General features: G+C 72.0%; 29 protein-coding genes and 1 tRNA gene. 11 read left to right on the forward strand and 19 right to left on the reverse strand.

Annotated elements, in window-relative coordinates:
• Window positions 1–60: 60 nt before the first annotated feature.
• The 7 genes from AAME72_RS15260 to AAME72_RS15290 all read left to right on the forward strand — a co-directional run bounded on the left by AAME72_RS15260 (window position 61) and on the right by AAME72_RS15290 (window position 5,927).
• Entirely contained in the window at window positions 61–1,002 is a 942-nt protein-coding gene (locus tag AAME72_RS15260; RefSeq protein WP_348787402.1) for a LysR family transcriptional regulator, read from the forward strand.
• Window positions 1,003–1,022: 20 nt separating this feature from the next.
• Window positions 1,023–1,898, forward strand: a complete 876-nt coding sequence (locus AAME72_RS15265; RefSeq protein WP_348787403.1) for a 2-dehydropantoate 2-reductase — start codon at window positions 1,023–1,025, stop codon at window positions 1,896–1,898.
• 119 nt (window positions 1,899–2,017) lie between these two features.
• Window positions 2,018–2,785, forward strand: a complete 768-nt coding sequence (locus AAME72_RS15270; RefSeq protein ID WP_348787404.1) for a fumarylacetoacetate hydrolase family protein — start codon at window positions 2,018–2,020, stop codon at window positions 2,783–2,785.
• Window positions 2,786–2,798: 13 nt separating this feature from the next.
• Window positions 2,799–4,316, forward strand: a complete 1,518-nt coding sequence (gene gltX, locus AAME72_RS15275) for a glutamate--tRNA ligase (protein ID WP_348787405.1) — start codon at window positions 2,799–2,801, stop codon at window positions 4,314–4,316.
• A 6-nt stretch (window positions 4,317–4,322) separates the two neighbouring features.
• The gene (locus AAME72_RS15280; protein WP_348787406.1) at window positions 4,323–5,261 is read left to right on the forward strand and encodes an NAD(P)/FAD-dependent oxidoreductase; all 939 of its coding nucleotides are present in this window, start codon (window positions 4,323–4,325) and stop codon (window positions 5,259–5,261) included.
• 58 nt (window positions 5,262–5,319) lie between these two features.
• Window positions 5,320–5,391, forward strand: a tRNA-Gln gene (locus tag AAME72_RS15285).
• A 98-nt stretch (window positions 5,392–5,489) separates the two neighbouring features.
• Window positions 5,490–5,927, forward strand: coding sequence for a hypothetical protein (locus AAME72_RS15290; RefSeq protein WP_348787407.1), 438 nt, complete (start codon window positions 5,490–5,492; stop codon window positions 5,925–5,927).
• 13 nt (window positions 5,928–5,940) lie between these two features.
• Here the strand turns inward: AAME72_RS15290 and AAME72_RS15295 are convergent, their stop codons facing one another.
• From AAME72_RS15295 to AAME72_RS15335, 9 genes are all read right to left on the reverse strand, one after another.
• Complete coding sequence (locus tag AAME72_RS15295) at window positions 5,941–6,816, reverse strand: hypothetical protein (protein ID WP_348787408.1); 876 nt, start codon at window positions 6,814–6,816, stop codon at window positions 5,941–5,943.
• Window positions 6,817–6,957: 141 nt separating this feature from the next.
• Window positions 6,958–7,404: a hypothetical protein gene (locus AAME72_RS15300; protein WP_348787409.1), complete on the reverse strand. Its 447-nt coding sequence runs from the start codon at window positions 7,402–7,404 to the stop codon at window positions 6,958–6,960.
• Between the two features lie 69 nt (window positions 7,405–7,473).
• A complete protein-coding gene (locus AAME72_RS15305) occupies window positions 7,474–8,220 on the reverse strand; it encodes a hypothetical protein (RefSeq protein ID WP_348787410.1) in 747 nt (248 codons plus the stop codon).
• An 11-nt stretch (window positions 8,221–8,231) separates the two neighbouring features.
• Complete coding sequence (locus AAME72_RS15310; protein ID WP_348787411.1) at window positions 8,232–8,813, reverse strand: sigma-70 family RNA polymerase sigma factor; 582 nt, start codon at window positions 8,811–8,813, stop codon at window positions 8,232–8,234.
• 92 nt (window positions 8,814–8,905) lie between these two features.
• Entirely contained in the window at window positions 8,906–9,739 is an 834-nt protein-coding gene (locus AAME72_RS15315) for a hypothetical protein (protein WP_348787412.1), read from the reverse strand.
• Window positions 9,740–9,859: 120 nt separating this feature from the next.
• On the reverse strand, window positions 9,860–10,957 hold the full coding sequence (locus AAME72_RS15320) for a YihY/virulence factor BrkB family protein (RefSeq protein ID WP_348787413.1): 1,098 nt from the start codon (window positions 10,955–10,957) through the stop codon (window positions 9,860–9,862).
• A 106-nt stretch (window positions 10,958–11,063) separates the two neighbouring features.
• Entirely contained in the window at window positions 11,064–11,654 is a 591-nt protein-coding gene (locus AAME72_RS15325; protein ID WP_348787414.1) for a DUF3618 domain-containing protein, read from the reverse strand.
• Entirely contained in the window at window positions 11,651–12,067 is a 417-nt protein-coding gene (locus AAME72_RS15330) for a phage holin family protein (protein ID WP_348787415.1), read from the reverse strand. Before AAME72_RS15330 ends, AAME72_RS15325 begins: the two co-directional genes overlap by 4 nt.
• Window positions 12,064–12,897 (reverse strand): hypothetical protein, encoded by an 834-nt coding sequence (locus AAME72_RS15335; protein ID WP_348787416.1) that lies wholly within the window; start codon window positions 12,895–12,897, stop codon window positions 12,064–12,066. The genes AAME72_RS15330 and AAME72_RS15335 overlap by 4 nt, the downstream gene beginning before the upstream one ends.
• A gap of 180 nt (window positions 12,898–13,077) precedes the next feature.
• On the opposite strand from AAME72_RS15335, the gene AAME72_RS15340 reads away from it, so the two are divergent.
• Both AAME72_RS15340 and AAME72_RS15345 read left to right on the forward strand, forming a co-directional pair.
• Window positions 13,078–13,917, forward strand: a complete 840-nt coding sequence (locus AAME72_RS15340) for an HAD hydrolase family protein (RefSeq protein WP_348787417.1) — start codon at window positions 13,078–13,080, stop codon at window positions 13,915–13,917.
• Between the two features lie 64 nt (window positions 13,918–13,981).
• Window positions 13,982–14,428, forward strand: a complete 447-nt coding sequence (locus tag AAME72_RS15345) for a hypothetical protein (protein ID WP_348787418.1) — start codon at window positions 13,982–13,984, stop codon at window positions 14,426–14,428.
• Window positions 14,429–14,485: 57 nt separating this feature from the next.
• Here the strand turns inward: AAME72_RS15345 and AAME72_RS15350 are convergent, their stop codons facing one another.
• The 6 genes from AAME72_RS15350 to AAME72_RS15375 all read right to left on the reverse strand — a co-directional run bounded on the left by AAME72_RS15350 (window position 14,486) and on the right by AAME72_RS15375 (window position 18,424).
• A complete protein-coding gene (locus AAME72_RS15350) occupies window positions 14,486–14,623 on the reverse strand; it encodes a hypothetical protein (RefSeq protein ID WP_348787419.1) in 138 nt (45 codons plus the stop codon).
• A gap of 90 nt (window positions 14,624–14,713) precedes the next feature.
• On the reverse strand, window positions 14,714–15,505 hold the full coding sequence (locus tag AAME72_RS15355) for an alpha/beta fold hydrolase (protein ID WP_348787420.1): 792 nt from the start codon (window positions 15,503–15,505) through the stop codon (window positions 14,714–14,716).
• 26 nt (window positions 15,506–15,531) lie between these two features.
• Window positions 15,532–16,056: an SRPBCC domain-containing protein gene (locus AAME72_RS15360; protein ID WP_348787421.1), complete on the reverse strand. Its 525-nt coding sequence runs from the start codon at window positions 16,054–16,056 to the stop codon at window positions 15,532–15,534.
• Window positions 16,053–16,391 (reverse strand): metalloregulator ArsR/SmtB family transcription factor, encoded by a 339-nt coding sequence (locus tag AAME72_RS15365; protein ID WP_348787422.1) that lies wholly within the window; start codon window positions 16,389–16,391, stop codon window positions 16,053–16,055. The genes AAME72_RS15360 and AAME72_RS15365 overlap by 4 nt, the downstream gene beginning before the upstream one ends.
• A 53-nt stretch (window positions 16,392–16,444) precedes the next feature.
• Window positions 16,445–16,642 carry a hypothetical protein gene (locus AAME72_RS15370; RefSeq protein ID WP_348787423.1) on the reverse strand — a complete coding sequence of 66 codons (198 nt, stop codon included), beginning with the start codon at window positions 16,640–16,642 and terminating at the stop codon, window positions 16,445–16,447.
• A gap of 105 nt (window positions 16,643–16,747) precedes the next feature.
• Window positions 16,748–18,424: an HAD family acid phosphatase gene (locus AAME72_RS15375; protein ID WP_348787424.1), complete on the reverse strand. Its 1,677-nt coding sequence runs from the start codon at window positions 18,422–18,424 to the stop codon at window positions 16,748–16,750.
• A 130-nt stretch (window positions 18,425–18,554) separates the two neighbouring features.
• On the opposite strand from AAME72_RS15375, the gene AAME72_RS15380 reads away from it, so the two are divergent.
• Both AAME72_RS15380 and sufU read left to right on the forward strand, forming a co-directional pair.
• Complete coding sequence (locus AAME72_RS15380) at window positions 18,555–19,835, forward strand: SufS family cysteine desulfurase (protein WP_348787425.1); 1,281 nt, start codon at window positions 18,555–18,557, stop codon at window positions 19,833–19,835.
• Window positions 19,832–20,272 carry a Fe-S cluster assembly sulfur transfer protein SufU gene (gene sufU / locus AAME72_RS15385; protein ID WP_348787426.1) on the forward strand — a complete coding sequence of 147 codons (441 nt, stop codon included), beginning with the start codon at window positions 19,832–19,834 and terminating at the stop codon, window positions 20,270–20,272. Before AAME72_RS15380 ends, sufU begins: the two co-directional genes overlap by 4 nt.
• 7 nt (window positions 20,273–20,279) lie before the next feature.
• On the opposite strand, the gene AAME72_RS15390 is transcribed toward sufU, so the two are convergent.
• From AAME72_RS15390 to AAME72_RS15405, 4 genes are all read right to left on the reverse strand, one after another.
• The gene (locus tag AAME72_RS15390; protein ID WP_348787427.1) at window positions 20,280–20,561 is read right to left on the reverse strand and encodes a hypothetical protein; all 282 of its coding nucleotides are present in this window, start codon (window positions 20,559–20,561) and stop codon (window positions 20,280–20,282) included.
• Between the two features lie 75 nt (window positions 20,562–20,636).
• Window positions 20,637–21,383 carry an amino acid ABC transporter ATP-binding protein gene (locus tag AAME72_RS15395; protein ID WP_348787428.1) on the reverse strand — a complete coding sequence of 249 codons (747 nt, stop codon included), beginning with the start codon at window positions 21,381–21,383 and terminating at the stop codon, window positions 20,637–20,639.
• Window positions 21,380–22,240: an amino acid ABC transporter permease gene (locus tag AAME72_RS15400; RefSeq protein WP_348787429.1), complete on the reverse strand. Its 861-nt coding sequence runs from the start codon at window positions 22,238–22,240 to the stop codon at window positions 21,380–21,382. Before AAME72_RS15400 ends, AAME72_RS15395 begins: the two co-directional genes overlap by 4 nt.
• Window positions 22,241–22,256: 16 nt before the next feature.
• Window positions 22,257–23,114, reverse strand: a complete 858-nt coding sequence (locus AAME72_RS15405; protein ID WP_348787430.1) for an ABC transporter substrate-binding protein — start codon at window positions 23,112–23,114, stop codon at window positions 22,257–22,259.
• Window positions 23,115–23,169: the final 55 nt, after the last annotated feature.

Genomic DNA, 23,169 nt, shown 5'->3' on the forward strand with positions numbered 1-23,169 from the left:
CATCCATCACACCAGAGCAGGTATTGAATCGAAAGCATTCGGCGCGGTTATGATTCGTGGGTGCAGCTCGACGACATCGACTCCCACAGCCTGCGGGTGGTGCGCGCCATCGCCGACACCGGCTCGATCACCCGCGCCGCGGAGGCGCTCGGCTACAGCCAGCCCGCGATCAGCCAGCACCTGCGCCGGCTGGAGGCCAGGGTCGGGATGCCGGTGGTCTCCCGCGCGGGGCGCGGCGTCCGGCTGACGGAGGCCGGGCGGGTGCTGGCGCGGCACGCGAAGACGGTGACGACGGCGCTCGACGCCGCCGCCGGCGAACTCGCCGACCTGCGCGGGCTGCGCACCGGCCGCGTGCGGCTCGCGGGCTTCCCCTCCGCGTCCTCCTCGCTGGTGCCGAGCCTGCTGAGCAGCATGGAGTCGTCGCATCCCGGCGTGCGGATCACCTACCTGGAGGCGGAGCCACCCGAGGCCGTCGCCGCCGTGCGCGAGCGCTCGGCCGACCTCGCCATCACGTTCGGCTATCCGGGCGACCGCGTCGACGCGCACCGGGAGAGCGCGAAGGGGCTCGCGGTGGTGCCGCTCTGGCGGGACGAGATGCTCGTCGCCCTGCGTGACGACGATCCACTCGCTCGTGCCCGGAGCGTCGACCTCGCCGGGCTCGCGGACGCGGCCTGGATCGGCGGCTGTCCGCGCTGCCGCGGTCACCTCCTCGAGCTGGCCGACGCCTGCGGCTACGAGCCGCGCATCGCGTACGAGACGGACAACTTCGTCGCCGTCCTGCGGATGGTCGCGGAGGGCGTCGGCGTCGCGCTGCTCCCTTCCCTCGCGGTCGCGTCCGCGGGCGCCGTGCCCGGTGTGGTGCTGCGGCCGACGGCGAACCGCGACCACCGCACGATCAACCTGGTCGCCGCGGCGGGCTCGGACGCGGTGCCGGCGATCGCCGCGACCGCGGCCGCGCTGATCGACCTCGACGGTGCGCGCTGGGGTCTCGCCGGGCTCTGAGCCGTGGGTAGCATCGTGGCATGAGCGATGCCGAGTCCGTCACCTTCGCCGTCGTCGGCCCGGGCGCCGTCGGCGGCCTGTTCGCCTGGCTGCTGCAGCGGGCCGGGCATCGCGTCGTGGCCGTGGGCCGTCCGGCCACCGTCGAGGCGATCCGGGCGGAGGGGCTCACGGTGCGAAGCGCCGCGCTCGGCGACGCGGTGGAGCGCATCCCGGCCGCGACGGAGGTGCCGGAGGGCGCCGCCGTCATCCTGGCCACGAAGGCATACGGGCTCGAGGATGTGCTTCCCGGGATCGCCGCCGCGCGACCCGCGGAGGTCGTCTCGTTCCTGAACGGCGTCGAGCACATGGCACCGCTGCGCGCGGCGCTGCCGGGTGTGCCGGTGGCCGGCGCATCCGTCGCGGTCTCCGCGCTGCGCGCATCCACGACGGTCATCGACCACCGCAGCCCGTTCGTGAACATCGAGGCGCCGGAGGCCGCGGCCGCGTTTTCCGCGGTGCGCGCCCTCGCCTCGGCCGGCCCCCGGGTCCGGATCGGCGGCACCGAGGCGGAGGTGCTGTGGGCGAAGTTCCGGCTGCTCGCCGCCCTCGCGCTGCTCACGTCGTACTGGCGGCAGGCGGCGGAACCGGCGCTGGCCGAGGACCCCGAGCTGACGGAGGCGGTCGTCTCCGAAATCGTCGCGTGCTCGAGCGCGGAGGGCGTCGCCGCGTCCGCGCTCGACCTCGTGCGGGCGCTGCACAGCGTCCCCGGCGGGATGCGCACCTCGCTGCAGGAGGACCTCGCCGCGGGCCGCCCGAGCGAGCTCGACGCGATCGGCGGCGCGCTTCTCCGGGTGGGGGAGCGGCACGGCATCGCGACGCCCGCCATCGCGCGGATCGTCGCGACGCTCACCGCCTGAGGTCGCCGCCGGTGGCGACCGGTCGCGACTCGCCGTCACGGCCGGAGCGTGGCGGCGTGTCGCGGCCGCTCGCCGGATGCGACGGGCGGAAACGCGGTGGGAGCCCGTAGGCTCGTGGCGTGAAGATCGCACGTTTCAGCCATGGCGGATCCATCGACTACGGGATCGTCGACGAGGACGCCCTCGTCGTGCTCGCGGGCGACCCGCTGTTCGCCGGTTTCGACACCACGGGGGAGCGGGTCCCGCTCGGCAAGGTCGGGTCGCTGCTCGCACCGGTCATCCCGCGCTCGAAGGTGGTCGCCGTCGGCAAGAACTACCGGGAGCACGCGGCGGAGATGGGCGGTGACGCACCGGAGGAGCCGCTGCTGTTCCTGAAGCCCAACACCGCCGTCATCGGTCTCGGCGATCCCATCGTGATCCCGCCGCAGTCGGAGCGGGTCGACTTCGAGGGCGAGCTGGCCGTCGTCATCGGGAAGATCGCGCGCAACGTCTCCGAGGCGGACGCGGCCGGTCACATCTTCGGGTACACCGTCGCCAACGACGTGACCGCGCGCGACCTCCAGGAGAAGGACGGCCAGTGGACGCGCGCCAAGGGCTTCGACACGTTCTGCCCGCTCGGCCCGGTGATCGAGACGGAGCTCGCGCCGGACGCCGTACTGCGCACACGTCTGAACGGCGAGCTGAAGCAGGAGGCGCCGATCAGCGACATGGTGCACGACATCCCCTCGATCATCGCGTACGCGTCGAGCGTGTTCACGCTGCTGCCCGGCGACGTGATCCTCACCGGCACGCCCTCCGGCATCGGGAGGATGACGGCCGGGGACACGGTCGAGGTGGAGATCGACGGGGTCGGCTCGCTGGTGAACCCGGTGCGCGCCGCCAAGTAGGATTGTGACCGGTATGTCAGACAACGCTCCCCACCCCTTCACGACCGCGACCGGCGCCGATGTGCGCGTCCGGTTCTGCCCGTCGCCCACCGGCACCCCGCACGTCGGCCTGATCCGCACCGCCCTGTTCAACTGGGCGTACGCGCGGCACACCGGCGGCAAGCTCATCTTCCGCATCGAGGACACCGATGCGGCCCGCGACAGCGAGGAGAGCTATGCGCAGATCATCGAGGCGCTCACCTGGCTGCGCCTCGACTGGGACGAGGGGATCGACGTCGGCGGTCCGCACGGTCCGTACCGGCAGTCGCAGCGGTACGACGTCTACCGCGAGCTCATCGAGAAGCTGAAGGCCTCGGGACACATCTACGAGAGCTTCGCCACGGGTGAGGAGATCGAGGCGCGCAACGTCTCGCTCGGCCGCGACCCGAAGCTCGGCTACGACAACTTCGAGCGCGACCTGACCGAGGACCAGAAGGCCGCGTACCGCGCAGAGGGACGCGAGCCCGCCCTGCGCCTGCGCGTGCCGGACGACGACCTCAGCTTCGACGACCTGGTGCGCGGGGAGATCACCTTCCCCGCCGGCTCGTTCAGCGACTTCGTCGTCGTGCGCCCGAACGGCCACCCGCTCTATACCTTCGTGAACCCGGTGGACGACGCGCTGATGGGCGTCACGCACGTGCTGCGCGGCGAGGACCTGCTCTCGTCGACGCCCCGGCAGATCGCGCTGTACCACGCGCTCATCGACGCGGGCGTCACCACGTTCGTGCCGCGCTTCGGGCACCTGCCGTACGTGATGGGCGAGGGCAACAAGAAGCTCTCCAAGCGCGACCCGGAGTCCAACCTGTTCCACCACCGCGACCGCGGGTTCATCCCCGAGGGCCTGGTGAACTACCTTGCGCTGCTCGGCTGGTCGCTCAGCCACGACCGCGACGTGTTCTCGATCGAGGAGATGGTCGCGGCGTTCGACGTCGCCGACGTGAACCCGAACCCGGCCCGCTTCGACCAGAAGAAGGCCGAGTCGATCAACGGCGACCACATCCGGCTGCTGGATGTCGCCGACTTCGCCGAGCGCACCGTCCCGTACCTCGTCGCGGCCGGCGTGCTCTCCGAGCCGCTGACCGACGAGCAGCGCGCGACGCTCGACGCGGCCGCCCCGCTCGTCCAGGAGCGCGTGCAGCTGCTCGGCGAGACCCCGGGGATGCTGGGCTTCCTCTTCACCGACGCGGCGTCGCTCGAGCTGCAGGAGGACGCGCTCGCCTCCCTGCCCGCGAACGCCGGCGAGGTGCTCGCCGCCTCCCTCGGAGCCCTGGAGCTCATCCCGGAGGCCGAGTGGACCCACGCGTCGATCGAGGCGGCTCTGCGCGATGCTCTCGTGGAGGTGCTCGGCCTGAAGCCGCGCGTCGCCTTCGGGCCGCTGCGCGTTGCGGTCTCCGGTCGCCGGGTGTCCCCGCCGCTGTTCGAGTCCATGGAGATCCTGGGCAAGACCGAGACCATCGCGCGTCTCGACAGGCTCTCGGCGACGCTCGGGTAGCCGCTCGTGACGGCCGAGACCGAAGTCATCGTCGTCGGCGGAGGCCCCGCGGGGCTGACCGCCGCGCTGAACCTCGCCCGTGCGCGGCGCCGGGTGCTTGTCGTGGACGGCAATCGTCCCCGGCACGCGGCGACGCTCAAAGCTCACGGCTTTCTGACGCGGGACGGCGTCCCGCCGTCGGAGCTGCGCCGGCTCGGCCGCGAGGAGGTCGAGGGCTACGAGTCCGGCCGGGTCACGTTCGCCCAGGTCGACGCGATCGGCGTCGAGGGCGACGGTTTCCGGGTGCGCGGGCGCGGAGTGCGCGGCGCCCCCGATGTGGATGAGCTCGCGCAGACGGTCGTGCTCGCGACCGGCGTGACCGAGGCGATGCCGGCCATCCCGAGTCTGCGCGCCTACTACGGCACTCAGCTGCACAGCTGCGTGGAGTGCGACGGCAACGAGAAGGCGGGCGAGCCGCTCGCGCTGATCGGCGAGACGGCCGACCTGGCCGAGCGCGCGCTGCTGCTCACCCAGTGGACGGACGATCTGATCGTCTTCACGAACGGTGTCGCGCCGGTGAGCGACGACGAGGAGCGGGCCCTGGCCCGGCTCGGCGTGCGCGTGGAGCGGCGGCCGATCGACGACGTGGTGGGGGAGAGGGGCGTCATGACCGGCGTCCGCCTGGCCGACGGCACGGTGGTCCCGCGAGCGGGAGGATTCGTGCGCCCCGTGTGGTCGCCGGCCCTGGGCTTCGCGGACGCGCTCGACCTGGACCGCGACTCCGACGGCTACCTGCTGACGGACGCGCAGGGTCGCACCTCGACGCCCGGCGTGTATGCCGCGGGCGAGACGCGCGCTCCCGGACCGCAGCAACTCGTGGTCGCGGCGGGCTCCGGCGCGGTGGTCGCCGCGGCGGTCAACCGCGACCTCATCGGGATCGCCGTCGACGGCGTGGCCGTTTTGTAGAAGCGGACGCCGATAGGCTAGAGTTGATTCTCGTGCCCGGGCCTTGGCCCGAAGCCCTTGGGGTATGGTGTAATTGGCAACACGGCTGATTCTGGTTCAGTTGTTCTTGGTTCGAGTCCAGGTACCCCAGCAAGAAATTCCAGACGAAACCCCGGTCATCCGCCGGGGTTTTTCGCTGTCCGGGGACGGCTCGCGAACCTCCCGCTACGATCGTGGCGGGAGGGCGCGATGGGGGACCGGACTCGGGGGAGGCGGCCGGTGGCCGGGATGGCCGCAGCCGTGCTGTTGGCGGTGACCGCGGCCCTGTCGGGGTGCTCGGACTCGGGGCTGATCACCGTGCGGAGGTGTCTCCCGTCGCCGCTGGAGGTGACGCCCGCCGTCGCGAGCCCCGGCACGGTCCTCACCGTGTCCTCGGGCGCCGCGGCGTGCGACCTCGGCTACAGGGAGGGACATACGTACACGGTGGAGGTCCTGATGCCGATGCATCGCTCGCCGCAGACGACGATCCGCGTGGGGACGGACGGACGATTCCAGGCCGAGGTGACCGTGCCGGCCGACTTCCCCGCGGGCGACGCCGTCGTGGATGTGCACGGCAGCCCGTACGACGACTGCGACGACGGCGGCGGGTCCTGCGCGGGCTACGCCGCGTACTTCACGATCCGGTGAGGAGATCCTCGGGTCAGCAGCGGTAGCGGGTCGTCCCGCCCATCCCGTTCGACTTCTGGCACCAGCCGTTGTTGTCGCCGCTGCCGGCCCCCACGCTGCCGCCGAGGCCGCCGCCGACGGAGCCGCCGCCGGAGCCCCCGCCCGGTTGCTGCGGAACCGAGCCGCCGCCGTCGCCCGGGCGAGTGGAGCCGTCCGAGTCCCCGCTGCGCGCCGCCTGCTCGGCGGCCGCCTGACGGGCGGCCTCCTCGGCGGCCGCCGCTTCCTCCGCCTTCTTCCGCGCTGCCTCTTCCTCGGCCCTCTTGCGCGCCGCCTCCGCGTCCGCGGCGAGACGGGTCCGCTCCTCGGCCTGGAAGTCGGCGAAGTCGCCGGTGAGGGCGGCGACATCACGGTCGAGCGCTTCGGCCGCGGTGTTCGACGCTCTGGTCGCCGCCGTGATCGCGACGGCGGCATCCCGGTCGGCGCAGGTCGTCGCCCGCTTCGCCTTCGCGAGCGCGTCGCGACCGGTGCTGACGGTGCCGATCAGGTCGGCGCCGCTCGGCCGGGCTGGTTTCGCGGCGACGGCGGCGACGCCGCCGCCGGTGGGAGAGGCCTTCACTTCCGCCCGCGCCGGGCGGTCGGCGTACCGCGTGGTCTTCCAGCCTTCAGTGCCTGGCAGCGCGGTGCTCGCGGCGGCGTCGAGCGCCGCGGCCGCCCGGGCGATCGAGGAGGAGACGGTCGCGGACGCCGCCGCGCTGCCCTTCAGCGCGGCGGAGCACTGCCGAGCGGTCTCCGCCGCGACGGCGTTCGCCACGCTGACGGAGGCGACGGCCCCGCCCGCGATGACGATCGCCGCGGCGATCACGATGGCGATGCGGCGCTTCCGGCTCCGGCTCATCGGTGCACGGCTCATGACGGTTCTCTTCTCCCGGGTCTTCGCGCAGCGCGCGAGCGGCATCGTCGGCGACGCTGCGCCCGACGGAATGAGGCGGCGCACGACGGCGCCCTACCGGTACCTGTCGTCCGCGCGCCGCCGACCGTTAGCGCTCCGCCGTCACGCGGGCCGGGAGGTCAGTGCCACGGCGGCGAGGGCGATCGCCAGCGCGAGCAGCCAGACGAAGGCGATGGAGATCAAGGCGATCAGAACGACAGTGACGGCGAGTTCGATGCTCCGCTCGAACAGCGGGCCCTCGCGCGACGCCCAGCGCACCGCGTAGGCGCGCAGCATCATCCCGGACGTCGCGAAGGGCAGCGCCATCGCGGTCCCGAACCAGGCGGTCATCCCGAAGGTCCCGGTGAGCGCGTTGTACGGCAGCCACGCGAGCGCGAAGGAGGCGGGGCCGATCACCCAGAGCGCGGCGGAGACGAACAGCTGGGCGTGGCCGGTCCACCACACACCGCGGGCGAACCCGGACAGGCCGGCGGGCGGCCGGCGCCGCCACCACCGGGTGGTCGGTGTCCGGTTCCGCACGGCGAGCGGCAGCGTGCTGTCCGGTGTCACTCGATCCCCCTCGTCGGCCGTCGGCTGAGGGGAGGCTAGCAGACGGCGCCGAGCGCAGGCCGCACCTGGTCACCCTCCGATCGCGAACTCGCCGACCCGGGTGGTCCCGTCCGCCTCGAAGACGGGGATGCGGTGCACGACGCCGCGATTCTGCTCCTGCCAGCGCAGCGCGTCCGCGGGGGAGGTGAAGCTCCGGGCGGCAGTGGTGCCGTCGGCGTCCTCGAGGTCGGTGCGGCGCACGAAGCCGTCGCGGCCGTTGGTCGCCGTGACCGCGACGAGGTCCGGTGCCCCGCGGTCGTTGATGGCGCCGTAGGACTGGCCGGAGTCGTTCACGCCCCACGCGGTCGTCTCCGAGGACGCGTACGCGGCGGTGAGCGTCCATCCCGCCCCCTCGCTCGTTGTCACCGTCACCCGGCCGCCGTGGATGGCGGACCGCCCCAGAAAGTACGTCGTCGGCCGGCGGAAATCGTCCGTCCTGGTGCACGTGACGCCGGCGCCGTCGTCGAAGACGAACGTGCCGAGCGAGAGACAGCGGAAGGAGAGCGTGGCTCCTGTCGCGTCCTTCGGCATCGCGCCGAGCTCCACGGATCCGGAGCCGGTGGACGTGACGGTCCGGGACTCCTGGAGCGGTGTGGTCACCTGGGCCCCAGGAGTCGCGAGGAGGCCCGTCGCGGTCGCGGCCGCCGCGCCGCCCACGACGAGGCCGAGCGCCACACCGGCGCCGATCAGCACGCGCCGGTGCGCCAGCGGTGCCGGTCCGGAGCGAATGTGCTCCGTGACGCGGTCCCGGAACGCGTCGGCGAATTCGTCGCTCATCCGTGCGCTGCTCATATCGTCCTGCCTTCGAGGTAGCCGGCCAGGCTGGTCTGGCCGAGGTCGCGCTGCAGCCGCGCTCGGATGCGGTGCAGACGGGTCCGCGCGGCTCCCGGCCGGATGCCGAGAACGGCCGCTGCCTCGGCAACGGGGTGATCCTCCAGCGCGATGAGCGCGAACAGGGCGGCATCCGCCGGCGGCAGCGCGGCCAGCGCGGCGGCGAGTCCCGCATCCATCGTGAGGTCGCCGAGCGCGGTCTCCTCCGCAGACGGGTGGTCGTCGCCGTGCGGGAGCGCATCCAGCAGACGCCGGTGACGCCGGCGCGAGCGCTCCAGGTTCCGGCACACGTTGGTGACCGAGACGAGCAGCCAGGGCAGCACGGACCCGTTCACGCTGCGGACGGCGGAGCGACGCCGCCACAACTCCAGGAACGCCGCGCCGGCGGCGTCCTCGGCGTCGGCGCGGTTGCGCAGCAGCCCGTACGCGTGACGGAACACGCGGTCACGGTGCAGGTCGAAGATGCCGCCGAACGCGTCGGCATCGCCCTGCCCTGCGCGCGACCACAGCGCGGCCTCCGAGCGGTCAGCGTCCCCCATACCCTGCATTGTCCGGGACGCGGCCGAGCGTTACAGCGCCGCGGGTCGCGCGTGGCGTCGATCCGGCCGCGGGGCCGCGGCCGGATCGACGGTCACGGCCGGACGCCGAGGCCCACGCGGTCGACGCGGCGGTGGTAGCGCATCCCGGCCAGGCCGCCGAGGATGGCGCCCACCAGGCTCACGATCGCGACGGCCACCGCGGTGATGATGCCGGTCAGCGTCACCGTGCCCTCGTTCAGCGGGATGCGCGGGAAGCTGTTCAGGTTGCCGAGGATGTTGTACTGGGCACCCAGGATGAGGCTCAGCACGGCGACGACAACGGCGATGATCACCGCCCAGATCCACACCGCGATGCCCTGCCGGGCGCCGTCGAAGCGCGCCATCCTGCCGGCGACGTAGCCGCCGCAGAAGTACGAGATGAAGAGGATGACCACGAGCGCGATCGCGCCCACGAGTCCGACGGTGGCGGCGTTGCGGTTCGCCTGGTTCGCTGCCTCGTCCGCGCTGCCGGTGGCCCCGAGGCCGACGCCGGCGCCGATGGCCGCGACGAGCGCGGTGAGCACCACGGCCATCCCTGTGGCGGTCAGCCAGCCGAAGAAGGCGGAGCCGAACTTCATGCCTCCGAACTCGCGGTGCTCGCGGTCGACGACGTCCGCGGCGACGGCGGGGTCCACCGCGGGGGCGACGGGCACCGCGGCACGGTCGTCGTCGGTGCGGGGGAGCGTTCGGGTGCGGTCGGTGACGGGGCGGTCCGCCACCGGGCGGTCATCGACCGGGCGAGCATCCACCGGGCGTTCGTCGACCGGTCGCGCATCCACCGGGGCGTCCAGCCGATGCTCGGCGGCGGGCGCTTCGTCGACGGGTCGGCCGTCCACGCTGCGGCCGTCGTATGCGGGATCTCCCGATGCGGGCGTTCTGTCGGTCATGTCGTCCCTCTTCCCTCTGTCCGCCGTGCGGGCGGGTCGGTTCGATCTGCGTAGGCAGCGTAGGCGGCCACGAGAGGGGGGCACAGACCGTTGCGCCGGTGGGCGCACGGGGGTAAGCGGTCAGCGCGTGCGGTGGTCCCGATGGTCGCCGTTCTCGTCGCCGTCCGTCTGCCCGTCCGCGTCCGCGCGCAGCGCCGCCGCCTCCTCCACCAGCTTCCGCTCCTTCTCCACCGACTTCTCGCTGACCCGGGTGTCGCGCGGCGGCAGCTGGATGTCCTCCTCCGCGGCGATCCCGGCCTGCAGCTCGCGGCCGCGCTCGGTCTCCGCGTCCAGCTCCGCACCGAACAGCAGCGCCAGGTTCGCGATCCACACCCACAGCAGGAAGACGATCACGCCGGCCAGAGGACCGTATGTCTTCGAGTAGTTCGCGAACGTCGCGACGTACAGCCCGAACAGGAAGGTCGCGATCGCGAGCACCAGGATGGCGACGATCGCCCCCATGCTGATCCACCGGAACTTCGGCTGCTTGGCGTTCGGCGACGCGTAGTAGAGCACCGCGATGATGAGGACGACGACGAACAGCATCACCGGCCACTTCACGATCTCCCAGACCGTCTGCGGCACCGTGCCGAGGCCGAGCGCACCGCCGACCGCGCGGGTGACCGGACCGGAGATCACGAGCATGAGGGCCACCAGAGCGACCAGCACCAGCGAGATGATCGTCACGAGCAGCTGCGCCGGCTTGAGCTTCCAGAACGGCCGGCCCTCGTCCAGGTCGTAGATGCGGTTCATGGCCCGGGAGAAGGCGCCGATGTAGCCGGAGGCCGACCAGATCGCGAGCACGATCCCGAGGACGAGCGCGACACCGGACGCGGGCGAGTTCGCCGCATTCTCGAGCGGGCCCTTCAGCAGGTTCGCCGTCTCTCCCGGCGCCACCTCCTGCAGGATGCGCACCAGGGCGTCCGTCGCCGCCCGACCCTGGCCGATCACACCCAGCAGCGAGACCAGCGCCAGCAGGCCGGGGAAGAGCGACAGCACGGCGAAGTAGGTGAGCGCCGCGGCCAGGTCCGTGCACTTGTCCGTGCTGAACTCGCGGACGGTCCGCTTCAGGACCAGCTTCCAGGAGGGCCGGTGCAGCTCCTTCGGGCTCTCCGGTTTGCGCGGGTCGTCGGGGGAGGGGGCGTCCGCGAGTCTCTCGCTGGCTCCGATGTCGCTCATGCTGTCGCTCCTTGGTGTCGGTGTCCGTGTCCGTGTCGGTGTCCGGAGAATCAGCGACGGCGCGGAGGGAGGGTCACCCTCCTCCGCGCCGTCGTCGGTCGTTCGCTCAGGCGCCGTCCTGCAGACGCCGACCGGCGTCCGCGGCGTCGTCACGCACGTCGCCCGCGCGGTCGGTCGCCTCGGCCTTGACCGTCTCGACCGAGTCCTGTGCGGTCTCCTTGACCGCCTGCACCGCCTCCTGGGCCGGCTCCTTCAGATCGTCGGCGATCTGCTTGCCCACCTCGGCGGCCTCGTGGAGCATCGGTTGCGCCGCATCCTTCGCGGCGGAGGCGAGTTCCTGCTCCTTCTCGCTCGCCGGAATGAGGGAGGCGGCGAGCCAGCCGACGCCGAAGGCGATCAGGCCGACGGCGAGCGGATTGCCCTCCGCCTTCGCCACGACACGGCGACCGGCGTCGGCCGTCGCGTCGGCGGCGTCGCCCAGCCGGTCGCCCGCCGCTTCGCCGAGTGAGCGGTGGCCGCTGTCGTCGGATCCCATCACGCGCTCGCTCAGGGAGTGGAAGGCTCCCTTCACGCGCCGGCTCTGGCGGTGCGCGATCTTGCTCGGCGTGACCTTGTCGGCCAGCGCATCCACGTCGCCGCTCAGGTCGCGGCGTGTGGCTTCGATCTCGGCGCGGATCACATCGGGGTCGTCACTCATCGGTTCTCTCCGTTTCGTTTCAGGGTGTCCGGGATCTCCTTGACCGTCTCGACGGTCCGTGGCATCCCTTGTACGGTCTTCAGCTGCTTGCGGCCGACCAGGTAGAGGATCAGCGCGATGATCGCCCAGATCACGGCGACGATCACGCCGGACCAGGCGTTGCCCACCAGGTAGCCGAGCGCCCACCAGAGGGCGATCGACAGGAAGAACACCGCCATCAGCGCCGCGTAGCCGGCGCCGCCCAGCATCCCCGCGCCCTTGCCTGCGCGGGTGGCGGTCTGCCGCAGCTCCGCCTTGGCGAGGTCCATCTCCTGGCGGATGAGCGTCGAGAGGTCGCGCGACACCTCGGCGAGCAGGTCGCCGAGGGAGGTCGTTGCCGCCCGTTCCTCCGAGGGGGTGGGTTCGTCGGTCACTGCGGGCCTCCCGCGATGGTGCCGCCGGGGACGGCGCTGCCGCCCACGGTCCCGTCGCCGGGCGGGAAGGTCGGAGCCGGTGCGCCGGTGACGGTGCTGCCGACGGGTGCGGTGCCCGGCGTGACGCCGGCTCGGCCGGCTGCGCGGCCGCTGGCGCTGCCCGTGCTGCCACCGTCGCCGTCTTTGTCTCCGCCCGAGGCGAGCGCCCTGGTCAGCCGCCCGGCGAGCGCGCCGGCCACCGCGGCGGCCGCGATGAATGTGCCGGGGTTGCGCCGCGCATACGACTTCACCTCCTGTAGCAGCGACCCGGGGTCGCGCGCGTCGAGCCAGCCCGCAACGGCGTGCGTGCGCCGTGCCGCCTGCCCGACGAGGTCGCTGGCGACGCCCTGCGACTCCGAGGCGCTCGCCATCTGCTCCAGCTCGTCGCCGATCGAGCGCAGGCCGTTCGCAACGCGCTCCTGCTGGACGGCCGCCTGCTCGCGCAGCTCCTGCTGCGTCTGGCGGTACAGATCCTGCGCCTGGCTCTTGGTCTCCGTGGCGACGTTCCTGGCCTCCTCCTTCGCGACGCCGGCGACATCCTTGCCCGCCTCCATCGCGGAGTCGGCCACGCGGCCGGCTTCCTGCTTCGCGGCTTCGGCCTTGTCGCCGACGCCTCCGCTGCTTCCGACGCTTCCGCTGCTTCCGACGCTTCCGCTGCCTCCCGCGCTCACGCCCGCTGCGACGCCCGGGCCGCTGCCCGGGATGGTGCCCGACGTGATGGGCTCGTCGTGGGTCTGGCGTGTGCTCTCGAAGATCGGAGTGCCTTCGGCGTCATCGTCCGAGATCGTCATGCTCCGGCTCCCTTCCGTAGGGTTTCGTATCGTGTGCGGTCCATCCACCCCCCGGAAAAGAGGCGGGCACAGCCGATTGACAGGGAGCCCGACTGCGGGGATAAGCGGGGTAGGAGTGTGCGCGCGGCTCGCTAGGCTGGGACGGTCCCGGATCACGAGCGCGAGTGGAGTGTCGCCCGAATGAGCGCAGCGCGCATCCTCGCCCTCGACATCGACGGCACGCTGATCGGCTCGGACAAACGGATTCCCGCCTTCACCGCGTCGGAGGTGCGGCGCGTGGCCGAGGAGTCCGGCGTCCACGTCGTGCTGGTGACGGCGCGTGGGCCGCAGTCGACGGCGATCATCGAGGAGCAGCTCGGTGTGCCCGCGTCGTACTGCACCTTCGGCGGGTCGCTGGTGTGGGCGAGGGAGCCGGACGGCTCGTTCACCGAACTCTCCGAGACGCCGCTCGATCCGGCATCCGTGCGCGCCATCCTGACCGCGAGCACCGGGCACGATGTGCACACCGGGGTCTACACACGCGGTGGCTGGTTCGTGAACCGGCTCGACTACTGGGGCCTCCGCGAGGCGAGGAACACCTCCGTCTGGCCGGACGCCGTCGGCGTGGAGGGGGAGCTGCTCGGGGCGCCGGACGGTGCGGGCGTCTTCAAGCTGATGTTCCGCGGCGACGCGGAGCGCCTGACCGCGCTCGAGACGGACCTGCGCGCGGCCGCGAGCGGGATCTTCCTGCACCGGGTGCCGAACGTGATCGAGATCGTGCCGGCGTCGGCCGTCAAGCTGCCCGCCCTGCGCACGCTCGCCGCTCACCTCGGCGCGGGACTCGACGAGGTGATCGCCTTCGGCGACACGCTGTCGGACCTCGAGCTGCTCGAGCACGCCGGGGTCGGCGTGCTGATGGGCAACGCGTCGCCGGCGCTCGACGCGTCCCCGCGGGTCCTGCGAACGCTGACGAACGACGAGGACGGCGTCGGCGTCATGCTGCGGGCGCAGTTCCCGACGACTCGCCCCTTCCGCACCTGATCCGGCCCCCGTGCCGGCATGCTGCGGGCGTACAATCGGGCCACCTCGCGAGGGGAGGTGCGGGATGCGGTGGTTCGGCGCGGGACGAGCGCAGCCGGAGCCGGAGTCGGTGCTGCGCGAGGACGACTCGCTCGGCGTCCTCGCACTGCTCGCGGTGCTCGACGAGGCGGTCGCCAACGCCGACCGCGCCGAAGGCCTCCTCGAACGCTGCTCGAGCGGCCAGCGGCTCGGGGCCGCCGACGCGCGCGCCGGGCTTGCCCTGCGCGTGGCGTTCACCCAGCTCTCGCGGTGGATCGAGGGGATGCCGTGCCCGGGCGACCAGCTGCTGCTCCGCGACCACGCGGCGTGCCTGATCCGGTACTACCTGCTGATGGTGTCGACGGCGCTGGATGCGACGTTCGTGCCCTCCGGCAGCCGGCACATCGCCATCCGCGGCGGACGACCGGAGTCGGGGACCGCCGCGACGGCGCTCACCGCACTGCGGGACGAGCTGCGCGAGGCCGCGACCTGACGGGAGGGGCAGCGTCGCGGTCTCACGGGCGGCACGTCCCGCCGGTCTCCCGCGAGGTCAGCGGTGCAGGCCGCCGCCGTGCTGCGCAGGCTGACCGCTCAGCGAGTCCACGACGGTCGCCGTGCCGAAACCGATCAGTGCCGCGGCGATCAGCGCGAGCAGGATGGAGGCCGTGACGGCCTGACGTCGACTCATGTTCCCCCCGGATGAGATGGACCGCCGCAGCGATGCCCTCGGACAGGCTAACCCCTCCACCGCCCGCTCCCGTACTGGGAAGACGCTCCCTTACGGGCGCAGGAACGCGAGCAGGTGAGCGGCGAGAGGGGCCGCCCCCACGTCGTGCGTCTGGCCGTCGACGACGGCGTAACGGCCGTCCCGCGCCTCCTCGGCCACGCGCTCCGCTCCGAAGCGCAGGAACTCGGGGCTCGCGCCGCCGGCGAGTGCCAGCACCGGGACGGGGAGGTCGCGCAGGAGCTCGGCGGGCACCCGGCTGTCGCCGAGGGCCGCGTCGTCGTACGCGAGCGTCGGCGCGAGGGCGACGGTCGCCGCCCACGTGGGGGAGCCGCGCATCCCCTCGATGCCCGCGTCCGGGACGCCGACGCGGCGCAAGAAGAACTCGACGGCGCGCTCGCGGTCACCGGCGGCCAGGGTCGCGGTCAGCTCTTCCGTGTACGCGGCGGCGGCGGGGATGGCCGGTTCGGGCATGAACGGCGGCTCGTAGACCGCGACTTTCGTCACGCGGCCCTGGCCGAGCTCCGAGGCCGCCGCGAGCGCGAGCGCACCGCCGGAGGACATCCCGAAGACCGCGGCACGGCCGCCGACCGCGTCCACCAGGGCCGCGATGTCCTCGACCTCGCGGTGCACGGAGAACGGAACCGTGTCGGTGCTGGCGCCGCGCCCGCGCCGGTCGTAGAGCACGACCCGCAGCTCGGGAGCGAGGGCATCCGCGATCGAGCGCATCGGCCCGGAGTCGCGGAAGCACATCGCGCCGTCGACGAGGACGACGGCGGGTGCATCGTCCGGGCCGGCGATCTCGTAGTCGATGACGGTGCCGTCGGGGGAGGTGAGTGCTGCCATGGTCGCGTTCCTTCGCGTCTGGGGGTTCATGGTGTGGGGCGGTCGGTCGGGCCGTGCGGCGAGCCTGCCTCGTCGAGATGCGTCTGCAGGAGGTCGAGCGCCGCCGAGAAGCCCTCGGCGACCCCGGCGCGAAGTGCCCGATCTCGGTCGAGGTCGTCCACCCAGCGGAGCACGGCGCGGAACCGCGCGCCGTGGCCGTCCGGTGCGAGCGTGATCGTCCCGAACGCGCCGGGACGTTCGTCGGTGATCTCGCCCGTTGGCGTGGAGGAGCACTCCAGGTAGGTCAGGCGCTCGGGAGGCACGACATCCTGATAGACCGCCCTCGCCCACACCTCGCGCCCGGTCCGCAGGCCGCGCAGGCAGTAGTGCCAGACGCCGCCGGGACGCACGTCCGTCGTGCAGTGCACCACCGGGTACCCAGGAGGGCCCCACCAGCGCATCAGCTCGTCGGGGTCGGTGAGGGCGTGCCAGAGTCGATCGGGGGACGCGGCGAACACGCGCTCGAGCGTCAGCGTCCTGCCGTCCCTCGTGACGGTCGTCGCGCCGGTCACGAGGCCGCTCCGCCCTCGTCGGCGAGGAGCGCGTCGAGCCGGTCGAGGCTCCCGGTCCACAGCTCGGTGTAGTGGTTCAGCCAGGCCTGCAGCTCCTCGAACGCGACGGCTTCGAGCCGGCAGCGACGCCATTGCGCCTCGCGGTGCCGGGAGACCAGCCCCGCGTTCTCCAGGACCGTCAGGTGCTTGGAGACGGCCGGCATCCCGGCGCCGATGCTGCCGGCGAGCTCGCCGACGGTCGCGTCCCCGGCGCGCAGCTCGGCGACGATCCGCCTGCGGACGGGGTCCGCGAGCGCGCCGAACACCGCGCCGATGTCAACGACCGTACTTTCCATACGAGGAAAATACGCCGCAGGGGTGCTCGGCCGCAAGTGGCGCGTGAGCCGCTTCAGCGGCCGCGGCGCCTGCGCAGCCCGAAGCCGATGAGCACGCCGCCGCCGATCGCGACGAGCACGCCGGCGCCGCGCACGATCCACTGCACTTCACCGGTCATCGCGTCCACGACGAGAGGCCCGGCAAGGCCCACCACCACGAGCGCGATGCCGAGGATGAAGAACCACGGGGACCCGTTCGTGCGCTCGACCATACTTCGAGACTATTCGACGCATCCACGCGCCCACACGCGAGTACGCAGAAAGTGACACGAATACCGCCGAGCACGCGGAATGTCCGCGTACTCGGCGGTTGCGCGTCAGGGGAGGTAGTACGTGGGGTTCGGGAGCTTGATGGAGCGGTCGGCCGAACCGCCGATGAGGTCGCTGTACTGGTCGCCGACGTTCGCCACGATGTCGTAGCGGCCGCCGGCCGCGGACTCGATGTGCGCGCGGGTCTGCGACTTGTACTCGATGGTCGTGCACTTCGCGGCGGCGCAGTGGATGTACGACGGCTGCTGCGAGGCGCCGACGCCCGTCCACTTGGTGTAGAAGTTCGCGGCCGTGAAGCCGGTGTAACCGACCTTCGCGAGGTTGCCGAGGGTCGCCGCCTTCTGGTCGTCGTTGCGTCCGGTCAGCCCGATGATCGTGCATCCCGACTTCTGCGCCAGGTTCGCCAGCACGGTCATCGAGGGCGTCGCCGGGAAGCGCTGGTCCTGCACCCAGACGTCCTGCTCGGCCGGGTCGAAGGTGAAGTGCATGTCCGCCACCTCCATGTCGTAGGTCCACAGCGTCGTGTCGTCGGTGTCCAGAACGATGGCGGGGTTCTTGTGCAACCGCTTCTCGACCGCACAGGTGGCCGCGAGCGCGGGGAGGGTGCGCGCGACGATGGAGCGCAGTTCCCGGATGTACGGCGAGGACGTCTTGTCCGCGATGCCGGTGCCGGGGTCGCCGTAGTAGGTGGCGATCGTGGACTTCACCGAGTCGATGTTCGGGATGCCCTCGCCGCCCTGGGTGGCTCCGCTGGAGCCGTCCGGCGCCATCCGGAAGTGGCTGCGCGGAGCGAGCTGCGGCTCGTGGAGCCCGGGCAGGTCGGGCGACGGCAGGTAGTAGGTGGGGTTCGGCAGCTTCAGCGACCGCTGCGCGTACCCGCCCTGCAGGTCGGAGAACTGGTCGCCGACATTGAGCGTGATCGTGTAACCGAGGTCCTGGATGTGCTTGCGGGTGAGCGCCTTGTACTCGACCGTCGTGCACTTCGCCGCCGCGCAGTGGATGTACGAGGGCTGCTGGGAGGCGCCCACTCCCGTCCACTTGGTGAAGAACCGGTCGCTCGTGAACGCCGTGTAGCCGTCCTTCGCCAGGTTGCCGAGGGTCGCCGCCTTCTGGCCGTCGTTGCGCCCGGTCAGGCCGAAGACCGTGAAGCCCATCGCTGCCGCCTGGTCGACGAACGACACCATGCCGGGCGTCGCCGGGAAGCGCTGGTCCTGCACCCAGACGTCCTGCTCTGCAGGGTCGAAGGTGAAGTGCATGTCCGCGACTTCCATGTCGTAGGTCCACAGCGTCGTGTCGTCGGCGTCGAAGACGATCGCAGGCTTCTGGCCGCGGTGCACGGCGCGGTCGTACATCCCCTTCAACTGGGCCTTCTCGCGGGCGAGGATCCCGGTGAGCTCGCTGATGTAGGGGGAGTGCGTCTTGTCGGCGATACCGGTCCCGGGGTCGCCGTAGTAGGTGGCGATCGTCTTCTTGACAGAGTCGATGTTCGGGATGCCCTCGCCGCCCTGAGTGGCGCCGCTGGAGCCGTCGGGCGCCATGACGAAGCTGGTGCGCGGCGCGAGCTGCCGATCGCCCCCGGGGCCGTGCCCGGGATCCCAGGCCTGCGCGGGGGTCGCGGTGAGGGCGCCGCCGAGCGCCAGCGCCACGGTCGCCGACGCGGCGGCGGCGATCGTGCGCAGCCGGGTCCGGCGCGGACGAGCGGGGGAGGGGGAATCGGTCAGCACGGCGTCACCACACCTTCGTCGAGACGGTCGGCCCCCGAACGGGGGCCGAAGCGAGGCTATCAGCAGGGCGGACGGGTGCCGCAATACCCACGGCGGGATTGCAGGAGCGCCCGGTAGTGTTGAGGACCGTATGCGCACCGAAACCCTGGACCCGGTCCGTCTCCGCGCGGACTTCCCGATCTTCTCCCGCGAGGTGAACGGCCACCCGTTCGTGTACCTCGACTCCGGGGCGACCTCGCAGAAACCGCTGCAGGTGCTGGATGCGGAACGCGCGTTCACGGAGCGCTACACCTCCGCCGTGCACCGCGGCGCGCACACGGTCGCGGGCGAGGCGACCGAGATCTTCGAGGACGCGCGGGCGCGCGTCGCCGGCTTCGTCGGCGTCCGGCCGGGCGAACTGGTCTGGACCTCCAACGCGACCGAGGGCATCAACCTCATCGCCTACGCGATGTCCAACGCCTCGCTCGGCCGCGGCGGCCGGGAGGCCGAGCGCTTCCGCCTCGGCGAGGGCGACGAGATCGTCGTGACCGAGGCCGAGCACCACGCCAACCTCATCCCGTGGCAGGAGCTCGCCGCGCGCACCGGCGCCACGCTGCGTGTGATCGGGCTCACGGACGACGGACTGCTGCGCCTCGATGAGGCCGCAGAGCTGATCGGGCCGCGGACGAAAGTGGTCGCGTTCGCGCACGTCTCGAACGTGCTCGGCGCCATCGCCCCCGTCGCCGACCTTGTCGCACTGGCGCACGAGCACGGTGCGCTCGTGGTGCTCGACGCCTGCCAGTCGGTGCCGCACCTGGCGGTCGACCTGGCCGCGCTCGACGTCGACTTCGCCGTCTTCTCCGGTCACAAGATGCTCGGGCCGACGGGCGTCGGCGCTCTCTACGGCCGCTCCGAGCTCCTGAACGCGCTCCCGCCGTTCCTGACGGGCGGGTCCATGATCACGACGGTCACGCTCGAGAAGGCCGAGTACCTGCCGGCGCCCCAGCGGTTCGAGGCGGGCACTCAGCGGGTCTCCCAGGCGGTCGCGCTAGCCGCTGCCGTCGACTACCTCGACGGCGTCGGGATGCGAGCGATCGAGGAGCACGAGGAGGCGCTCGGAGCGCGCATGCTCGCGGGCCTCGCGGAGATCCCGGGCGTCCGCGTGCTCGGTCCCGGAGCCGGGACCCCGCGCGTCGGACTCGCCAGCTTCGTGGTGGAGGGCATCCACGCGCACGACGTGGGCCAGTTCCTGGACGACCGCGGCATCGCGGTGCGCGTCGGCCATCACTGCGCCCAGCCGGTGCACCGGCGATTCGGCGCCACCGCGAGCACGCGGATCAGCGCCTACCTCTACAACACTGCCGACGAGGTGGATGCGGCGGTCGCCGCCGTCGCCGACGCCCGCGCGTTCTTCGGGGTGCTCGAGGCATGAGCGACCTGCAGAACCTCTACCAGCAGGTGATCCTCGACCACGCGCGCGAGAAGCACGGCTTCGGCCTGCGCGAGGACGCCGCGGCGGTCTCGCACCAGTACAACCCGACCTGCGGGGACGAGGTCACGCTCGGCGTGCATCCCGGGGCAGACGGCCGCATCGAGTCGATCAGCTGGGACGGCCACGGTTGCTCCATCTCCACGGCGTCGGCGTCGCTGCTCAGCGACCTCGTCCACGACGCCGGCCGCGCCGAACTGGCGACGGCCGTCGCCGCGTTCCGCGAGCTCATGCAGTCGAAGGGCGCGCTGGAGGGCGACGAGGAGGTGCTCGGCGACGCGGTCGCGCTGGCCGGCGTCTCCAAGTACGTCACGCGCGTGAAGTGCGCGATGCTGCCCTGGGTCGCCCTCGAGGACGCGCTGGCCAAGTCCTCCCTCTGACCGACGCTCAGGGGACGGGCGCCAGGTCCACCTCGTCGGCGATCGCCTCCAGGGCGGACGGCAGCGACGGGAACGTGGTGCCGTAGACGAGGCCGGACGGGCCGGCGGCCGTCCACGTCTGGGCGCCGCGCGCCACGCGCCCCACGAGGTACCTGCGGTGGCCGCCGAGCACCTGCCGCTGCGCGATCGGGAGCGTGAGCGGGAACGCGTAGACGTCGCCCTGCGGGCTGACGACCAGCTCCCAGCGGGCGCGGCCGGGGTTGAACTTGCTCGTGAAGATGCGCGACATGATCGCCTTGTTCTACCGCGTCCACGATCCCCGTCGCCATGAAGATGACGACCTGTTGCGGCACGTTGCGCGGTGCTACGCGACCCAGCCGGAGAACCGCGACAGGAAGGCTCTGGTGCGCTGCTCGCGGGGCGCCTCGAAGAGCTGCTCCGGCGGTCCCTGCTCGGCGATCACGCCGGCGTCGAGGAACACGACCCGGTCGGCGACATCCCGCGCGAACGCCATCTCGTGGGTGGCCATGACGATCGTCGTGCCGGAGGCCTTGAGCTGCCGGACGAGCTCCAGCACCTCGCCGACGAGTTCGGGGTCGAGCGCGCTGGTCACCTCGTCGAGGAGGAGGACCTCCGGATTCGTGGCGATCGCGCGTACGATCGCGGCGCGCTGCTGCTGGCCGCCGGAGAGCCGGTCGGGGAACTCCTTCGCCTTCTCTCCCAGCCCGATGTCGTTCAGCAGTCGCCTTCCGGTCTCCTCCGCCTGAGCGCGCGGGATGCGGTGCACCCGCCGGGAGGCGAGCGTCACGTTGTCGAGCACGGAGAGGTGCGGGAACAGGTTGTAGTGCTGGAACACCACGCCGATGCGGGCGCGGACCCGGTCCGCGTCCACCCGCGGGTCGCTGATGTCCTCGCCGCCGAGCAGGATCTGCCCGTCGTCGATCCGCTCCAGCAGGTTGACGGTGCGCAGCAGCGTCGACTTGCCCGACCCGGAGGCGCCGATCAGCGCGACGACCTCGTGACGGTTCACCGAGAGGTCGATGCCGCGCAGCACGTCCGTGTCGCCGAACCGCTTGCGCACGCCGATCAGCTCCAGCACGGCCCCGCTCATACGATGCTCCCGATCTGCTCGCGGCTGCGGACCCGCGCCGAGTACCAGTCGGTGAGGCGGATCATCGGCAGGGCGAGCACGACGAACAGCAGCCCGGCCAGCACGTACGGCGTGAAGTTGTAGGTCGCCGCGGTCTCGATCTGCGCGGCGCGGACCGCATCCACCGCGCCGAGCACGGAGATCAGTCCGACGTCCTTCTGCATGGCGACGAAGTCGTTCATCAGCGCCGGGGTCACCTTCCGCACCGCCTGCGGCAGGATCACCAGCCGCAGGGTCTGGGCGTGGCTGAGGCCGAGCCCGCGGGCGGCAAGCCGCTGCGACGGGTGCACGGCCTCGATGCCCGCGCGGAAGACCTCCGACACGTACGCCGAGTAGACGAGCACCAGCGCGATCGTGCCCCAGAACTCGGGTGGCATCCGCGGGAAGACGCCGAGGCCGGGCAGACCGAAGCCGACAAGGTAGAGCACGATGATGAGCGGCATCCCGCGGAACAGGTCGGTGTAGCCGGCCGCGAGCGCGCGCAACGGGAAGAAGATCGGCCCGCGGAGCGTGCGCAGCGACGCCAGCACGATGCTCACGATGAGCACGCCGATCGCGGAGAAGATCAGCACCCGGATGTTCAGCAGCAGCCCGTCGAACACCCGCGGCCACGCCTCCACGGCGACGGCGGGATCGAGGAACGTCTGCTGGACTCGCGCCCACCCGGGAGTGTTGATGACGAACACCCACGCGAGGACGGCGACGACGAGCGTGCTGATCAGGCTGATCAGCACCGAGCGCGTCGTCTGGCGCTTGCGGAAGCGCCGCCGGTCGAGCTCGATCGCGCTCGGCGCGACGGCGGAGGGGACTGTGCTCACCGTGCCACGGTAGCGGCTACTTCAGCACCGGCGCGTCGCCGTCGGCCGCCAGCCACTTCTGCGCGAGCTCGTCGAGCGTCCCGTCGGCGCGGAGGGCGTCGACCGCTGCGGACACCTTCTTCGTCAGCGGGCTGCCCTTGGCGAGCACCAGGCCGAACTCGTCGCCCTTCGCACCGGCCACCTTCGGCAGCTGGCCCACGATCACGCCCTTCTTCAGCTCCGCGTCGCGCAGGTAGAAGGCGGTCGGCAGGTCGACGACGATCGCGTCCACCTGCTTGCTCTCCAGCGCCAGCTTGGCGTCGTCGTTGGAGTTGAACGCCTGCACTCCGCCCGCGGGCGCGATGGACTTCTCGGCGGCGTCGAAGCTGGTGGTCGCCGACTGCGCGCCGATCGTGAGCTTCTTCAGGTCGGCGAGCGAGGTCGCCTTGGCGGCGGGGGAGTCCTCGGTGGTCACGACCGCCTGCGTGGTCTCGTAGTACGGGGAGGAGAAGTCGACCGCCTTCTTGCGCTCGTCCGTGATCGAGAACTGCTGCAGATTGACGTCGAAGGTCTTGGGGCCGGGAGCGATCGCCTGGTCGAAGGTGGTCCGCACCCAGGTCACGTCACCCTTCGCGAAGCCGAGCTTGCCGGCGACGGCGTACGCGACGGCCGCCTCGAATCCCTTGCCGGATTCCGGCTTGTCGTCCTGCACCCACGGCGAGTACGCCGGCTCGGCGGTGGCGATCGTCAGCTTGCCCGCGTTCACGTAGCCGAAGTCGGCCGAGGTGGTGCTCGCGCCCGCGCCGGACCCGGAGCCGCCGGAGGAGCAGCCGGCGAGGGCGAGTGCGGCGGCTGCGGCCGCTGCGGCGACGAGGATGCGACGGGTTCGGGTCATCCTCCGAGCTTCCCGCACCGGCCGTAAGGCGGGCAACTTCTTCTCGCCGTGTTAC

The sequence above is a fragment of the Leifsonia sp. NPDC080035 genome (genome assembly GCF_040050925.1).
GTDB lineage: Bacteria > Actinomycetota > Actinomycetes > Actinomycetales > Microbacteriaceae > Leifsonia.

Coding starts and splice junctions, on each gene's coding strand:
- AAME72_RS15265 (WP_348787403.1), top strand. CDS start 1,023: ATGAGCGATGCCGAGTCCGTCACCTTCGCCGTCGTCGGCCCGGGCGCC.
- gltX (WP_348787405.1), top strand. CDS start 2,799: ATGTCAGACAACGCTCCCCACCCCTTCACGACCGCGACCGGCGCCGAT.
- AAME72_RS15290 (WP_348787407.1), top strand. CDS start 5,490: ATGGGGGACCGGACTCGGGGGAGGCGGCCGGTGGCCGGGATGGCCGCA.
- AAME72_RS15295 (WP_348787408.1), bottom strand. CDS start 6,816: ATGAGCCGTGCACCGATGAGCCGGAGCCGGAAGCGCCGCATCGCCATC.
- AAME72_RS15305 (WP_348787410.1), bottom strand. CDS start 8,220: ATGAGCGACGAATTCGCCGACGCGTTCCGGGACCGCGTCACGGAGCAC.
- AAME72_RS15310 (WP_348787411.1), bottom strand. CDS start 8,813: ATGGGGGACGCTGACCGCTCGGAGGCCGCGCTGTGGTCGCGCGCAGGG.
- AAME72_RS15315 (WP_348787412.1), bottom strand. CDS start 9,739: ATGACCGACAGAACGCCCGCATCGGGAGATCCCGCATACGACGGCCGC.
- AAME72_RS15320 (WP_348787413.1), bottom strand. CDS start 10,957: ATGAGCGACATCGGAGCCAGCGAGAGACTCGCGGACGCCCCCTCCCCC.
- AAME72_RS15325 (WP_348787414.1), bottom strand. CDS start 11,654: ATGAGTGACGACCCCGATGTGATCCGCGCCGAGATCGAAGCCACACGC.
- AAME72_RS15335 (WP_348787416.1), bottom strand. CDS start 12,897: ATGACGATCTCGGACGATGACGCCGAAGGCACTCCGATCTTCGAGAGC.
- AAME72_RS15340 (WP_348787417.1), top strand. CDS start 13,078: ATGAGCGCAGCGCGCATCCTCGCCCTCGACATCGACGGCACGCTGATC.
- AAME72_RS15345 (WP_348787418.1), top strand. CDS start 13,982: ATGCGGTGGTTCGGCGCGGGACGAGCGCAGCCGGAGCCGGAGTCGGTG.
- AAME72_RS15350 (WP_348787419.1), bottom strand. CDS start 14,623: ATGAGTCGACGTCAGGCCGTCACGGCCTCCATCCTGCTCGCGCTGATC.
- AAME72_RS15355 (WP_348787420.1), bottom strand. CDS start 15,505: ATGGCAGCACTCACCTCCCCCGACGGCACCGTCATCGACTACGAGATC.
- AAME72_RS15365 (WP_348787422.1), bottom strand. CDS start 16,391: ATGGAAAGTACGGTCGTTGACATCGGCGCGGTGTTCGGCGCGCTCGCG.
- AAME72_RS15370 (WP_348787423.1), bottom strand. CDS start 16,642: ATGGTCGAGCGCACGAACGGGTCCCCGTGGTTCTTCATCCTCGGCATC.
- AAME72_RS15380 (WP_348787425.1), top strand. CDS start 18,555: ATGCGCACCGAAACCCTGGACCCGGTCCGTCTCCGCGCGGACTTCCCG.
- sufU (WP_348787426.1), top strand. CDS start 19,832: ATGAGCGACCTGCAGAACCTCTACCAGCAGGTGATCCTCGACCACGCG.
- AAME72_RS15390 (WP_348787427.1), bottom strand. CDS start 20,561: ATGTCGCGCATCTTCACGAGCAAGTTCAACCCCGGCCGCGCCCGCTGG.
- AAME72_RS15395 (WP_348787428.1), bottom strand. CDS start 21,383: ATGAGCGGGGCCGTGCTGGAGCTGATCGGCGTGCGCAAGCGGTTCGGC.
- AAME72_RS15405 (WP_348787430.1), bottom strand. CDS start 23,114: ATGACCCGAACCCGTCGCATCCTCGTCGCCGCAGCGGCCGCAGCCGCC.